General features: G+C 66.2%; 11 protein-coding genes and 2 pseudogenes. 8 read left to right on the top strand and 5 right to left on the bottom strand.

From position 1 onward, the window contains the following. Positions 1 to 31 precede the first annotated feature (31 nt). The 4 genes from cpaB to QSV46_RS17930 are packed head-to-tail and all read left to right on the top strand — an operon-like array spanning position 32 to position 4,447. Positions 32 to 847: a Flp pilus assembly protein CpaB gene (cpaB, locus tag QSV46_RS17945; protein ID WP_314953709.1), complete on the top strand. Its 816-nt coding sequence runs from the start codon at positions 32 to 34 to the stop codon at positions 845 to 847. Positions 848 to 860: 13 nt separating this feature from the next. Further along, positions 861 to 2,375, top strand: coding sequence for a type II and III secretion system protein family protein (locus tag QSV46_RS17940; RefSeq protein ID WP_314953708.1), 1,515 nt, complete (start codon positions 861 to 863; stop codon positions 2,373 to 2,375). A 51-nt stretch (positions 2,376 to 2,426) separates the two neighbouring features. After that, the gene (locus tag QSV46_RS17935) at positions 2,427 to 3,161 is read left to right on the top strand and encodes a CpaD family pilus assembly protein (protein WP_314953705.1); all 735 of its coding nucleotides are present in this window, start codon (positions 2,427 to 2,429) and stop codon (positions 3,159 to 3,161) included. After that, positions 3,158 to 4,447 carry a CpaE family protein gene (locus QSV46_RS17930; RefSeq protein WP_314953702.1) on the top strand — a complete coding sequence of 430 codons (1,290 nt, stop codon included), beginning with the start codon at positions 3,158 to 3,160 and terminating at the stop codon, positions 4,445 to 4,447. The genes QSV46_RS17935 and QSV46_RS17930 overlap by 4 nt, the downstream gene beginning before the upstream one ends. An 18-nt stretch (positions 4,448 to 4,465) precedes the next feature. Here QSV46_RS17930 and QSV46_RS17925 read toward each other — a convergent pair whose 3' ends face one another. Beyond that, the gene (locus QSV46_RS17925; protein ID WP_314953699.1) at positions 4,466 to 5,251 is read right to left on the bottom strand and encodes a tetratricopeptide repeat protein; all 786 of its coding nucleotides are present in this window, start codon (positions 5,249 to 5,251) and stop codon (positions 4,466 to 4,468) included. 79 nt (positions 5,252 to 5,330) lie between these two features. Then, a complete protein-coding gene (locus tag QSV46_RS17920) occupies positions 5,331 to 5,576 on the bottom strand; it encodes a PilZ domain-containing protein (RefSeq protein WP_027534981.1) in 246 nt (81 codons plus the stop codon). A 226-nt stretch (positions 5,577 to 5,802) separates the two neighbouring features. Here QSV46_RS17920 and QSV46_RS17915 point away from each other — a divergent pair. The 4 genes and pseudogenes from QSV46_RS17915 (at position 5,803) to QSV46_RS17900 (ending at position 11,035) form a co-directional block, all read left to right on the top strand. Beyond that, a pseudogene (locus tag QSV46_RS17915) lies at positions 5,803 to 7,342 on the top strand (YifB family Mg chelatase-like AAA ATPase). Between the two features lie 109 nt (positions 7,343 to 7,451). Beyond that, a pseudogene (locus QSV46_RS17910) lies at positions 7,452 to 7,925 on the top strand (hypothetical protein). Between the two features lie 125 nt (positions 7,926 to 8,050). Further along, a complete protein-coding gene (locus QSV46_RS17905; protein WP_314953687.1) occupies positions 8,051 to 10,279 on the top strand; it encodes an ATP-binding protein in 2,229 nt (742 codons plus the stop codon). Between the two features lie 126 nt (positions 10,280 to 10,405). Further along, the gene (locus QSV46_RS17900; protein WP_314953684.1) at positions 10,406 to 11,035 is read left to right on the top strand and encodes a histidine phosphatase family protein; all 630 of its coding nucleotides are present in this window, start codon (positions 10,406 to 10,408) and stop codon (positions 11,033 to 11,035) included. 466 nt (positions 11,036 to 11,501) lie between these two features. On the opposite strand, the gene coaA is transcribed toward QSV46_RS17900, so the two are convergent. The 3 genes from coaA to hisF all read right to left on the bottom strand — a co-directional run bounded on the left by coaA (position 11,502) and on the right by hisF (position 13,670). Continuing rightward, positions 11,502 to 12,458, bottom strand: coding sequence for a type I pantothenate kinase (coaA, locus tag QSV46_RS17895; RefSeq protein WP_314953681.1), 957 nt, complete (start codon positions 12,456 to 12,458; stop codon positions 11,502 to 11,504). A 16-nt stretch (positions 12,459 to 12,474) separates the two neighbouring features. Continuing rightward, entirely contained in the window at positions 12,475 to 12,801 is a 327-nt protein-coding gene (locus tag QSV46_RS17890; RefSeq protein WP_314953678.1) for a phosphoribosyl-ATP diphosphatase, read from the bottom strand. Positions 12,802 to 12,893: 92 nt separating this feature from the next. Then, positions 12,894 to 13,670 (bottom strand): imidazole glycerol phosphate synthase subunit HisF, encoded by a 777-nt coding sequence (hisF, locus tag QSV46_RS17885; RefSeq protein ID WP_314953675.1) that lies wholly within the window; start codon positions 13,668 to 13,670, stop codon positions 12,894 to 12,896. Between the last annotated feature and the right edge of the window lies 1 nt (position 13,671).

The raw sequence follows: 13,671 nt of genomic DNA, 5'->3' as shown, positions 1-13,671 counted from the left end.
GTTCGAGTGCCCCGCGTAAGAGTAGAAACGTATGAATACCGCACGCATTGTCGTTCTCGTCATCGCGCTGGGCGCCGGCGGCGTCGCCGCCTATCTGGCGAGCGGCTATGACAACAAGCCCGCGCCCGCTCTTCCCGTCGCCGAAAAGCTGCCGACGGTCGAGGTGCTGGTCGCGAAGAACGACATCCAGCTCGGCCAGGCCGTCAAGCCCGAGGACCTGCAGTGGCAGACCTGGCCGGCGGCGACCGCGAGCAACGCCTTCATCCGCCGCGACAACAGGCCCGAGGCGCAGATCCAGATCGCCGGCTCGATCGCGCGCGTGCCGTTGATGCAGGGCGAGCCGATCCGCGAGCAGAAGCTGGTGAAGGCCGATGGCTCCGGCTTCATGGCGGCGATCCTGCCCTCCGGCATGCGGGCCGTTTCCACCGAGATCTCCGCCGAGACCGGCGCGGGCGGCTTCATCCTGCCGAACGACCGCGTCGATATCATCCTGACCCGCCGCCTGAAGAATCCCGATGGCGCCAATGGCCCGACCGGCGGCAATGACCTCATCCTGTCCGAGGTCATCCTGGCCAATATCCGCGTGCTCGCGATCGACCAGGCGCCGAGGGAAAAGGACGGCCAGACCGCGGTGCTCGGCAAGACCGTCACGCTCGAGCTCAGGCCCGACCAGGTCGCCGCACTTTCGGCCGCGCGCCAGGGCGGCACGCTCACACTCGCGCTGCGGAGCATCGTCGATGCCAACGCAGTCGACCTCAAGCTCGAGGACGAGACAGCCAAGCGTTCCGGCGGCGTGAGCGTGATCCGCTACGGCGTGCAGGCACAGCAACTGACGTCACAGAAGTGATGATGGGGACAGCATGAACTACGGGGATGATCGTACGGGCATGCGCCTTCGGGGGAAGCGCGCATACCCGTTCTGGGCAGGGGCAATGCTGATGCTGGGGCTGGTCGCCCCTGACTTCGCCAGCGCCGCGGACGCGCCGGTCGGCGACCAGGCGCCGCTGCAGGCACCGGATCTCGGCGTCTCGCCGGTCGGGTCCATCGCATCGGCCCGCACGCGTTCGCTGTCGCTCGGCGTCGGCAAGTCGGTCGTCATCGACCTGCCGCGCGAGGTCAAGGACGTGCTGGTGGCCGATCCCAAGATCGCCAATGCGGTGATCCGCTCGGCGCAGCGCGCCTATATCATCGGCGGCCAGGTCGGCCAGACCAACATCGTGTTTTTTGCCGCCGACGGCCAGCAGGTCGCCTCCTACGACATCGCGGTGAAGCGCGACCTCAACGGCATGCGCGCGGCGCTGCGCCAGTCGCTGCCGGGCGTGCAGATCGAAGGCGTCGGCGACAGCGTGATGCTGACCGGCTCGGTGTCCAGCCCGGTCGAGGCCCAGCAGGCCGGCGATGTTGCCGCAAAACTCGTCGGCGGCTCGGACAAGGTCGTCAACAACATCGTCGTCCGCGGCCGCGACCAGGTGATGCTCAAGGTCGTGGTCGGCGAGGTCAGGCGTGACATCGTCAAGCAGCTGGGCGTCGACCTCAGCGCCAGCCTGAACGCCGGCACCGCAGTGGTGAATTTCAACAACTCCAATCCGTTCTCGGTCAGCGGCGGGCCGATCGTCGGCAGCAACGGGCTCGGCGTGGCCGGCCTCGCCAAGGGCGTCGCCACCGTCAGCGCGACGATGCGCGCGATGGAAAGCGCCGGCGTGATGCGCACCCTGGCCGAACCGAGCCTGACCGCGATCTCGGGCGAATCCGCCACCTTCATCGCCGGCGGCGAATTCCCGATTCCCGCAGGCTATTCCTGCGATCCGGTCACCCACGTCTGTACCACCCAGGTCACCTACAAGAAGTTCGGCATCTCGCTGAACTTCACCCCGGTCGTGCTCAGCGAAGGCCGTATCAGCCTGCGGGTGATGACGGAGGTGTCGGAGCTGTCGAACCAGAACTCGATCACGTTGACGCAGGCGGTGTCCTTGAACTCATCGAATTCCATCACCATCCCGTCGGTCCAGACCCGCCGCGCCGAGACCACGCTGGAAATTCCCTCGGGCGGATCGATGGCGATGGCCGGCCTGATCCAGCAGCACACCAAGCAGGCGATCAACGGCCTGCCCGGCGTCGACCAGGTGCCGATCATCGGCGCGCTGTTCCGCAGCCAGGACTTCGTCAACAACGAGAGCGAGCTGATGGTGATCGTGACGCCCTATGTGGTGCGCGCAGTCGCCCAGAAGGAATTGTCGCGGCCCGACGACGGCTTTGCGCCGGCCTCAGACGCGCAGACGGCGCTGCTCGGCCGCATGAACCGCCTTTATGGCATCGCGCGCCGCGCCGATCCGATCGACGCGAGCCACGGCGATTTCGGCTTCATCATCGACTGAGACGAACGGTTTGGGGACCGGGCAAGAAACGGGGCAAGAGGGGACAAGGCGATGACGAAGACGATCGCGGATCGACGTCGCAACCTGCGGGTCGCGCTGGCATTGACGGGGCTCTCCGTCCTGCTCGGCGCCTGCAACACCACCGGTGACATCGTCACCCAGACGGTGCCGACCGACTATCGCCAGCGTCACCCGATCGCGGTGCAGGAAGCCAAAAAGTCGATCGTCATCTTCGTCGGCAAGGCCAGAGGCGGCCTCTCGGCCGCACAGCACGCGGACGTCGCGGGCATCGCCCGGGACTGGGTCCGCGAAGGCACCGGCTCCGTCGTGGTCGACGTGCCCGTCGACGCCGCGAATTCGCGCGCCGCGGCGGCGACCTACCGCGAAATCCGCGCCCTGCTCGCATCCGGCGGCGTGCCGTCGCGCGCCGTCGTCCAGCATCCCTATCGACCAGAGGATCCGGGACTGCTGCCGACGATCCGCCTGAGCTATTCGAAGATCGCCGCGGTCGCGGGCCCGTGCGGGCTGTGGCCGGAAGACCTTGGCCCGAATATCCTCGACCCCGGCTACAACGAGAACCGGCCGTACTTCAACCTGGGCTGCGCCAGCCAGCGCAACCTTGCGGCCATGATCGACAATCCCGCCGACCTGGAGCAGCCGCGCGCCGAGACGCCCGCCTACACGGCGCGGCGCGACATGGCCTTCGACCGCTACCGCAAGGGCTCGACGACGGCGACCTCCTATCCCGAGGCCGACAAGGCCAAACTCAGCGACACCGGCAAATGACAGGAATCCACGACGAAGAAGCGGACGAACCGCGGCACCCCGAGGAACACATTGCGCCGGTTCCCCGGATCTCCGTGCAGGCCTTTTGCGAGACCGCGCAGACGCTCAAAGCGGTGACCGCGGCCGGCGAGGATCGCCGTCTCGCCAAGGCGCATCTCACCGCCAGGGACGGCGGGCTTGCCGCGGCCATCGAAGTCTATGAGACGATGCCGACGCCGAACGTGATCGTGATCGAATCCGACGGCACGCGCGACATCCTCGAGGGTCTCGACGACCTCGCCGGCGTCTGCGATCCCGGCACCCGCGTGGTCGTGATCGGCAATCCGAACGACACCGCGCCCTATCGCGAACTGGTGCGCCGCGGTGTCAACGACTACGTGATCGGACCGGTCGAAACGCTCGACGTCGTCCGCTCGATCTGCAGCCTGTTCTCGGCGTCCGAAGCCATCATCACCGGCCGCGTCATCGCCGTGGTCGGCGCCAAGGGCGGCGTCGGTGCGTCTACCGTCGCACACAATGTCGCCTGGACCATCGCCCGCGACCTCGCGCTCGATTCCGTCGTGATCGATCTCGACCTCGCCTTCGGCACCGCAGGCCTCGACTACAACCAGGACCCGGTGCAGGGCATCGCCAACGCGGTGCTCTCGCAGGACAGGCCGGACACGGCGCTGATGGAGCGTCTGCTCTCCAAATGCACCGAGCGCCTCAGCCTTCTCGCGGCGCCTGCCACCCTCGACCGCGTCTACGATTTCGGCGCCGAGGCCTTTGATGCGATCTTCGACACGCTGCGCATGACCACGCCCTGCATCGTGCTCGACATTCCCCACCAATGGTCGGGCTGGACCCGCCGCGCGCTGGTCAACGCCGACGACATCGTCATCGTGGCCGAGCCAGATCTTGCTAATTTGCGCAACACCAAGAATATGCTGAGTGTGCTGAAGGCGGCGCGGCCGAACGACCGGCCTCCGCTCTACTGCATCAACCAGGTCGGCATGCACAAGCGGGCGGAGATCGACGTCAAATCGTTCGCCAAGACAATGGAAAGCCAGCCGATCGCGGTGATCCCGTTCGACTCGAAACTGTTCTCGACCGCGGCCAACAACGGCCAGATGATCGCGGAGGTCTCCAAAAGCCACCGCACCACGCTTCTGTTCCAGAACATGGCGAACCGCCTCGCCGGGCGTGGCGACGTGAAGAAGCCGAAGCGCTCGCTGCTCGGACCGCTGCTGAAGAAGCTCAAGGGCAGGTCAAGCCGCGGCTCGGCCCCGCATCGCAAGGCATCGTAGGAACAAGCGGCCGGCGGGCTATTTGTCCGCCCGCTGCTGCTTCTTGGCCAGCAGTTGCCGCAGCGCCGTGACCTTTGCCGCGGCCTGGTCCGGCGGCAGGTCGCCCTTCACGATGGTCTCGGCCTCGGCCTGCTTGCCTTGCAGGCCCACCACCAGCGCGAGGTTGGCGCGCACGCGGGAATCGGCGGGATTGCGCGCATTGGCGCGGCGCAGCGTTTCCTCGGCCCGCGGCAGATTGTTCTGGAGCATGTAGGACAGGCCGAGATTGGACAGAACCTGCGGCTCTTCGGGCACGATCTTCAGCGCAGCCGCATAATATTGCTGCGCCTCTTCGCCGCGGCCGAGCTGGTCGAGCGCCGCGCCCTGCGCCGACAGGATGCGCCAGTCGGGATCTTCCGGCGCATGCGCCCGGCCGAGCACATCGAAAGCCTGCTGGAAGTTGCCGCTGTCGGCGAGCGCGCGGCCGTAGCCGGCGAGCAGCGCCTTGTTGCTGGGATGGGCGAGCACGGCCTGCTCCAGCACCGCGACCGCCTGCGCGCGCTGGCCGGTCTCGCGCAACGCCTTGCCGTATTCGAGCGCGACGTTGGGATCACCAGGCTTGGCGCGATAGCGCTCGCGAAGGGCATCCATGTCCCGCCTGGGGTCGGCCTTCGGGTCGGTCTTGCCGGCCGTTTCCGGCTTGCTGCCGAGCGCGCCGGTGACGTCCTCCAGGCTCATGGTCTGACAGCCGCCGAGGGCAAGCACCAGAAGCACTGAGAACAGAAATCTCGCCGGGGGAAAAGCAACGGACGAACGCGTGGGCATACTCTGATCACTCGGCGACTGATCAGAGATGCTTACCGATTAACGCTAAAGTCCCGTTAAGGACGCCGGGCCCGGTGGCCTAATCGGTGAATTCAGCACCGAACTCGCAGCCGATACGCCAGCGCAGACGGCATTGGCGGGAATAGTCCGGCGCGAAGATGATGGTGAATTGCGGCGGCACTTCCAGGAATTCCGCCACCACTTTCACGCCCCCGTCCGAGATATCCGTGATCGTGCAGTCCCGCGGCAGCGAGCCCGCGCCAAAATGAATCTTGGCGAGCCGCGTGCACACCCGTCGTTCGCTTCTCCGGCGATTTGCAAGCATCTGAATTGTTCACCCGTTAGACCACGGCCCATCCCGCACCCCTAGGAGTAGCGAACATTCGTTGGAATGTGCTGAGGACAGAAGCTGGCATTCGAGGCGTAGTGTCTTCGTGATATTTACGGCCGATTAGGGTTTTCCGGGCCTGCGGGATCGTTCCCGTATTGTTCTTGCGGAAGGGACCGAGCTCTGCTACCCTCGATTGTGCAAGAGGGCAGGTTGCTTGGGCATGGTTCAGCGGGTTTCTACCGTCGCCTTTGAGGGGATCGAGGCCCGCGCGGTCGACGTGCAGGTGCAGGTCGCGCCCGGCCTGCCGGCCTTTGCCATCGTCGGCCTGCCCGACAAGGCGGTGTCGGAGGCGCGGGAACGGGTCCGCTCGGCGCTGATCGCCTCGGGGCTGGCGCTGCCGGCGCGGCGGATCATCGTCAATCTGGCGCCGGCCGACGTCCCGAAGGAGGGCAGCCATTACGACCTGCCGATCGCGCTCGGGCTGATGGCCGCAATCGGCGCGATCCCGCCGGATGCGCTGACCGGCTTCACCGTTCTCGGCGAGCTCGGCCTCGACGGCTCGATTGCGCCGGTGGCCGGGGTTTTGCCCGCCGCGATCGGCGCCAACGCGCGCGAGGAGGGTTTGATCTGCCCGGCGGCCTGCGGCTCCGAAGCGGCATGGGCAAGCCCGGACATCCAGATCATCGCCGCGACGTCGCTGATCCAGATCGCCAACCACTTCAAGGGCACGCAGGTGCTGTCGCGGCCATCTCCGCGCGTGCACGAGGCCGCGGCCTCCCTGCTCGACCTGCGCGACATCAAGGGCCAGGAGAGCGCCAAGCGCGCGCTGGAGATTGCGGCTGCCGGCGGACATCATCTGTTGATGATCGGTGCGCCCGGCGCCGGCAAGTCGATGCTGGCCGCACGCCTGCCCTCGATCCTGCCGCCGCTGTCGCCGGGCGAATTGTTAGAGGTCTCCATGATCGCCTCGGTTGCCGGCGAGATCGAGGGCGGCGCGCTGACGGCGCGGCGGCCGTTCCGCTCGCCGCATCATTCCGCCAGCATGGCCGCGCTTACCGGCGGCGGCATCCGCGCCAAGCCCGGCGAGATCTCGCTCGCGCATCAGGGCGTGCTGTTCCTCGACGAGTTGCCGGAGTTCGATCCGCGCGTCCTGGATTCGCTGCGCCAGCCGCTGGAGAACGGCGAGGTCTCGGTCTCCCGTGCCAATCATCGCGTGACTTATCCCGCGCGCTTCATGCTGGTCGCGGCGATGAATCCGTGCCGCTGCGGCAACGCGTTCGAGCCCGGCTATGCCTGCAAGCGCGGCCGCATCGACCGCTGCACCGGCGATTACCAGGCCCGCATCTCCGGACCGCTGATGGACCGCATCGACCTGCGCATCGAGGTGCCGGCCGTCACCGCAGCCGATCTGATCCTGCCGCCGCCGGCCGAGGGCTCGGCCGAGGTCGCCGCGCGCGTGGCAGCGGCGCGCGACATCCAGCTCGCGCGTTACGCGGACGCCGGCCTGCCGAAGATCCGCACCAACGCCGAGGCGCCGGCCTCCGTGCTGGAGGAGATCGCCAAGCCCGACGCGCAAGGCCAAAAACTGCTGCGCGACGCCGCCGAGACCATGCGGCTGTCGGCGCGCGGCTATCATCGCGTGCTGCGGGTGGCGCGCACGCTCGCCGACCTCGACAATTCCGACAAGATCGGCCGGCTGCACCTCGCCGAAGCGCTGTCCTACCGCGCCCCTCGCGGAGGATGTGCGCCAGATGGCATGATCATTCCGCGCATCAACCCGGCGGTAACGAGTTTCCTTTACGCTCTGCAAACCATAAGGCCCAAGAGTTCCCCGTCGTAGTTCCGGTCGGGCCTGGCGAGTAGAGTGTCATGTTGCGTTTCAAGATCCTGGCCTCGGTTGTTCCCCTGCTGGCCGCCGCGGTGTTTGCCCGCAGCGAGATCGGATCGGTCTCGCATCCCTGCATCGCCCTGGGCGACACCTCGGTCGAGCTGACATCCCTGTTCTGGACCGCCGGCGTGCATGTCGCCTTCACCGACGATCTGTCGCGGGCCACGGTGCGGGTTCAGATCACCGACGATGCGGACGCGGCCGACTTCGCCGTCGTCGACGACGGGCTCGGTTCGGAAGCGGAGTCCTGCCAGGCCAATCCCTCGACCCGTCTGATCTCGATTGCCGCGGAGCCCGTCGACGGCGGTCCGGTGATCTAACTCTCCACCGAGGGACCGGCGGATTACCGCATCTATGTGCGCTCGAAGACGTTCTCGCAGCGCGAGGCGGCGGCGCTGATCGTCGGCGCCCATGGCGGACACCGCCCGCTCCCGCTCCAGGCCGCCTCGCTCTGAGCCGTTAACACCTCGTCAACCCTGTTTGGAGGCAGCGCCGAAGCCTCAAACTGTTCGCAAGGTCGAGGCGACATCGTCGCAGGCGGCGGTGGCGGAATTTCGCACAAGAGTCGGGGTCGGTGGCGATGGATCGGACGTTCCGGATCAAGGTGCGCATGCGCCGCTTCAGGCGGCAGCATCCCAGAATCGCCTTCGCGATCCGCTCCTTCATGATCTTCTCGGCGACGTTCGGCGGCGCCTATGGCTTCGTCTCCGGCAGCCGGTCCGAGAACTCCGGCTATGACCCCAACGCGTTTGCGATCGGCGCGAGCTTCCTGTTCGCGCTCGCCTGCCTGGGCCTCGCCACGCTCAGCATGCGCCTCCGTTTCGTCAACAAGCGTCTGCGCACCCTCGCCGCCCACAACGAAGCGCTGATCGATCGCAATTGGGAGCTGAAGGAAGCGGAGGAACGCGCCCGCAGCCTGTTCGAGCAGCAGGGCGATCTGATCGTGCTGCGCGACACAAGCGGCCGCATCACCTTCGCCAACGACGCCTATTGCGCGCTCGCGGGCCGGGCGCGCGGCGCGCTGGTCGGCACCCGCTTCGATTTCGACGTGCTGGAGCAGGGCGACGGCGCCCGCGAAAGCAACGGCACCCGCATTCACGACCAGAGGATCGCCACCCCGCTCGGCGCGCGCTGGATCGCCTGGCGCGAGGGCTATGTCCGCCTCGATGCCGGCCAGCCCGCCGAGTTGCAGAGCGTCGGTCGCGACGTCACCGACCGGACCGAGACCGAACGGGCGCTGTCGGAGGCGCGCGACCAGGCCGATGCTGCCAACCGCGCCAAATCGCGTTTTCTGGCGATGGCCTCGCACGAGATCCGCACGCCGCTGAACGGCATCATCGGCATGGGCGGCCTGTTGCTCGACACCAATCTGACTCCGGAGCAGACCACCTACGCCCGCGCGGTGAAAACCTCCGGCGAAGCCCTGATGGCGCTGATCGAGGAGCTGCTCGATTATTCCAAGATCGAGGCCGGCAAGCTCGATCTCGAGCAGCGTCCGTTCGCGCTCTCCACCCTGATCGAGGAGATCACCGAGCTGCTGGCGCCGCGCGCGCAGGCCAGGAATCTCGAGATCGCCGCCTATGTCGACGAGCGCCTGCCGCTCGAGGTGGTCGGCGATGCCGCGCGGCTGCGCCAGGTGCTGCTCAATCTTGCCGGCAATGCCATCAAGTTCACCGCGACCGGCGGCGTCGCGCTGATCGTCGAGCCCGGCATCTGGCCGAACGAGATCAGCTTCCTGGTGCGCGATACCGGCATCGGTATCGCACCCGAAGCGCAGCAACGCATCTTCCGCGAATTCGAGCAGGCCGACGAGGGCGTCGCGCGCACCTATGGCGGCACCGGCCTCGGCCTTGCCATCAGCGAGCGCATCGCCAAGCGCATGGGCGGCCGAATCACGCTCACGAGCGAACCGGGCAAAGGCTCGACATTCGAGGTCGCGATCCCGCTCGCGCCATCGCAAGGAGGCAGCGGACAGACGGCGTTTCCAAGCCCCGACCTCACCGGCAAATCGATCCTGCTGATCGCTGACGGCATCGAGGCCTCGCTGATCGCGCGGCGGCTGGAGCGCTGGAGCGGCCAGATCTGCCTGGTTTCGGATCGAGCGGTCGCTGAGGCGCTGTTGCCCGAACGATCGTGGCACGCGGTGCTGATCGACCGTGCGCTCGGTCCTGACGTCGCCGACCGCCTGGGCGAAGCGGCTCGCACACACGCCTCGCAGCGGCTGGTGCTGCTGACGTCGGGCTCGCGCCATGAGAAGATTTCGCCGGCCTTCACCGGCTTTCTGGTCAAGCCGCTGCGCGCCGCCTCGCTCGCCGCGCGCCTGACGCGACCGCCCGAAATTGTCGCACCGGATCTCGCCCCAGAGCCCCCGATTGAGAACACCGCCAATGCAATGGCGGCGAAGGGCCTGTCGATCCTCGTCGCCGAGGACAACGAGATCAACGCACTGCTGATGCGGTCGTTGCTGACCAAGCTCGGCCACCGTGTCGTCATTGCCGTCGATGGCGAGGCCGCGCTGGAATCCGGGCTCGCCGCGGCATCGGCCGGCACGCCCTACGATCTCGTGCTGATGGACATCCAGATGCCGCAGCTCGACGGCATCGAGGCGACCAAGCGGATCCGCGCGCATGAGGCCGCCACAGGCAGCCGCCACACGCCGATCCTGGCGCTGACCGCCAATACGCTGGTGGAGGACCGCTATGCCTGCTTCGAGGCGGGCATGAACGGGTTTTTGATCAAGCCGCTGGATCGCGAGAAGCTGGAAGAGGCGCTGACGGGGCTGGCGGCGGCCCGGCATCTGGCGGTCTGATCCACGACCGCCCCAGCGTTTCCGCGCATGGGAACGTCATCTCCGTCGACATTCGATGATTGAAATCGACCCCGCTGCACGTCACCATCCTTCCGGGGACCGTTTTCAAGACACGAGGTCACGGAGATGAACGCGCTTTACCGCCTCGCTGCGATTGTTCTTCTTGCCGGATTCAGCTCGGCCGCCGCGGCCGATGGCCCGGAACTGTTCGCTTCGCTCAAGCAAGGCGGTTATGTGCTGGTGTTTCGCCACACCGCCACCGACGAGAGCCAGAAGGACGTCTACCCGTTCAAGTTCGACGACATGAGCGCCCAGCGCCAGTTGAGTGAAAAGGGCAGGGACATGGCGCGGCAGATCGGCGCGGCAATCAGGGAGTTCGCAATTCCCGTCGGCGATGTCTACACCAGCAGGCTGAACCGTGGCATCGAGGCCGGCAAGCTGCTCTCCGGCCGCGAGGTCAAGCCAGTCGAGGCGTTGACGGACAGCAGCAACGCCAGCGCGTCCGGAATGGCGAACCCGACCGGTGCAAACGCAAAGGCCGGGCTGGCCGTGCGTCAGCTCGTCGATGCATCGCCGCGGGCCGGCACCAACACCTTCCTGGTCACGCACAAGACCAATATCGCCGACGCCTTCAGCAAGGACGCCGGCGATGTCGGGGAAGGCGAAGCCTTCGTCTACCGGGCAAGCACCACTGGTGCTGCGACTTTCGCGGGGCGTATCAAGCCCGCGGATTGGATTGCGAAAGCCGGCAAGTGACGGCTGGAGCAAGCGCGACATGACGAGACGCCGCTCGCGACGTTTCGCGGCCACTCAAACCCGTCGTTGGAGGCCAGCACCTTGGCTGCTCAGCCATCGTCCCGATCGCCAGACGGGGACCGCAAGAACAGCTCCCCAAAGCATGCTGTTTCCAACAACAGCTGCCCATTGTAGCGCGGAGGATACTCCCTTGGCCTGGACCTGAGAGGCGGGCCAAAAAAGCGTGTCCGACAGTGCCCTGACCAGACTTTCGGCCTGGCTGATACTTTCAGCCGAGTCGAAGCGTGCCATCGCCAGGGAATGACCGACGAGAAGAGAGCTCAACGCCAACAAGAGATGAGCCGTTGCCAGACATACGGCGATCGAGAGGTATCTCGGGCGCTTCATGCCGGCTTCCAACGCGATGATTGACCGGCGGCAAAGCCGAGCTTCGGGAACATCGCGAGGCTACCCGGCACGAGCCCAACTACAACCTTCGCAGCGCCACGCTCGACACGGTGTGGTCGGCGCCCTTCTTCAGGATCAGCGTCGCGCGGGGGCGGGTCGGCAGAATGTTGTCCTCGAGGTTGGCAAGGTTCGTGCGCTCCCAGATCGCGATCGCGGTGGCAGTGGCTTCCTCGTCAGACAGCAGCGCGTAGCGGTTGAAGTAGGACTTTGGATTGACGAAGGCAGTGTCGCGCAGCGACAGGAAACGCCTGATGTACCACTGCCGCAGCGCCGCCTCGTCGGCATCGATATAGACCGAGAAATCGAAGAAGTCGGAGACCACAGGCACCGCCTTGCCGTCGCGCGGCAGCTTGCCGGTCTGCAGCACGTTGACGCCCTCGACGATCAGGATGTCGGGCTGATCGATCTCAGCCCATTCGTTCGGCACGATGTCGTAGGTCAGATGCGAGTAGACCGGCGCGCGCACATGGCGGCGGCCGGCCTTGATGTCGGAGAGGAAGCTGAGCAGCAGCGGCAGGTCGTAGCTCTCCGGAAAGCCCTTCTTCTGCATCAGGCCCTGCCGCTCGAGCACGGCGTTGGGATAGAGAAAACCGTCGGTCGTGATCAGCTCGACCTTGGGGCGCGGCGACCAGCGCGCCAGCAGCGCCTGGAGCACGCGAGCCGTGGTGGATTTTCCGACCGCGACCGAGCCGGCGACGCCGATGATGTAGGGCATCTTGCGGTCGCGGATGTTAAGGAACTGGCGCTCCGCGTAATACAGCCGCTGCATCGCATCGACATAGATCGACAGCAATCGCGACAGTGGAAGATAAATGTCCTCGACCTCCTGCAAGTCCAATCGATCATGCAGCGAGCGCAGCCGGTCGAATTCGCCAGGCTCCAGCGTCATCGGCGTGTCGTCGCGCAACCGCGCCCATTGCTCGCGCGTGTAGAGGCGGTACGGATTATACTGCTGCTCGGGTGCGCGGATATCCATGACGCGACTCTCCACCTCAGCTGCCGCCCTTGCGCGACGCCTTTTCTTCCAACCCTGACATATTGGTCCGCTTGTCCAGTGCGGCCTCGACCTCCTCCAGCTTTACGCCGCGGGCCTTGAGCAACACAAGGAAATGGTAGAGCAGGTCGGCGCCTTCGGCGATCAGGTGATCGCGATCGTTTTCGACTGCTGCGATTACGGTTTCGACTGCTTCCTCACCGAACTTCTTGGCGCAATGTTCTGCGCCCTTGTCCAGGAGCTTGCGGGTATACGAGGCCTCGCCGCCGGCCGCCGCCCGGGCGTCGATGGTCTGGGCCAGATCGTGGATCGTGAAACGCGGCATACAGAATACTCGGAAAACGCGACCTGGCCGATGACCTCAGCGGATTAGCCGGTCCTCACCCGTTGATGTAGCATTTTTATGAACGGGAGTCGTCAGGCATCGAGGCGCATGGGCAGCCCGCGCCGAGACATATGCTCCTTGGCTTCGCGGATGGTAAATTCCCCGAAATGGAAGATCGAAGCGGCCAGCACGGCGGTGGCGTGGCCGTCGCGGATACCGTCGACGAGGTGGTCGAGATTGCCGACGCCGCCCGAGGCGATCACGGGAACGGAAACGCTGTCGGCGATCGCCCGGGTCAGCGGGATGTCAAAACCCTGCCTGGTGCCGTCGCGGTCCATCGAGGTGAGCAGGATTTCGCCGGCACCGAGCGAGACCACTTCCTGGGCATATTCGATGGCGTCGATGCCGGTCGAGTTGCGGCCGCCATGGGTGAAGATCTCCCAGCGCTCTCCGCCACCGGCGCGCTTGACGCGCTTGGCGTCGATCGCGACCACCACGCACTGCTCGCCGAATTTTTCGGCGGCTTCCTTGACGAACTCGCGCCGCGACACCGCGGCACTGTTGATCGAGACCTTGTCGGCGCCGGCGCGCAGCAGCGTCTTGATGTCGTCCACCTTGCGCACGCCGCCGCCGACGGTGACGGGCATGAAGCAGGCTTCCGCCGTGCGCCGGACCACGTCCAGCATGATGCCGCGGTTCTCGTGGGTCGCGGTGATGTCGAGGAAGGTAAGCTCGTCGGCACCGGCGGCGTCATAGGCGATCGCGGCCTCGACGGGATCGCCGGCATCGCGCAGATCGACGAAGTTGACGCCCTTGACGACCCGTCCGTCCTTGACGTCGAGGCAGGGGATCACGCGCACCTTGAACATG

It is taken from the genome of Bradyrhizobium cosmicum (genome assembly GCF_032290525.1).
Classification (GTDB): domain Bacteria; phylum Pseudomonadota; class Alphaproteobacteria; order Rhizobiales; family Xanthobacteraceae; genus Bradyrhizobium; species Bradyrhizobium cosmicum_A.
The sequence above is the reverse complement of the archived record's forward strand: the minus strand, read 5'-3'. Positions and strand labels throughout refer to the sequence as shown.

What these genes read in the sequence shown, in the direction of transcription:
- QSV46_RS17930 (WP_314953702.1), top strand. Translation starts at nt 3,158, where the DNA reads ATGACAGGAATCCACGACGAAGAAGCGGACGAACCGCGGCACCCCGAG.
- QSV46_RS17920 (WP_027534981.1), bottom strand. Translation starts at nt 5,576, where the DNA reads ATGCTTGCAAATCGCCGGAGAAGCGAACGACGGGTGTGCACGCGGCTC.
- QSV46_RS17905 (WP_314953687.1), top strand. Translation starts at nt 8,051, where the DNA reads ATGGATCGGACGTTCCGGATCAAGGTGCGCATGCGCCGCTTCAGGCGG.
- QSV46_RS17935 (WP_314953705.1), top strand. Translation starts at nt 2,427, where the DNA reads ATGACGAAGACGATCGCGGATCGACGTCGCAACCTGCGGGTCGCGCTG.
- QSV46_RS17890 (WP_314953678.1), bottom strand. Translation starts at nt 12,801, where the DNA reads ATGCCGCGTTTCACGATCCACGATCTGGCCCAGACCATCGACGCCCGG.
- cpaB (WP_314953709.1), top strand. Translation starts at nt 32, where the DNA reads ATGAATACCGCACGCATTGTCGTTCTCGTCATCGCGCTGGGCGCCGGC.
- coaA (WP_314953681.1), bottom strand. Translation starts at nt 12,458, where the DNA reads ATGGATATCCGCGCACCCGAGCAGCAGTATAATCCGTACCGCCTCTAC.
- QSV46_RS17940 (WP_314953708.1), top strand. Translation starts at nt 861, where the DNA reads ATGAACTACGGGGATGATCGTACGGGCATGCGCCTTCGGGGGAAGCGC.
- QSV46_RS17925 (WP_314953699.1), bottom strand. Translation starts at nt 5,251, where the DNA reads ATGCCCACGCGTTCGTCCGTTGCTTTTCCCCCGGCGAGATTTCTGTTC.
- QSV46_RS17900 (WP_314953684.1), top strand. Translation starts at nt 10,406, where the DNA reads ATGAACGCGCTTTACCGCCTCGCTGCGATTGTTCTTCTTGCCGGATTC.
- hisF (WP_314953675.1), bottom strand. Translation starts at nt 13,670, where the DNA reads ATGTTCAAGGTGCGCGTGATCCCCTGCCTCGACGTCAAGGACGGACGG.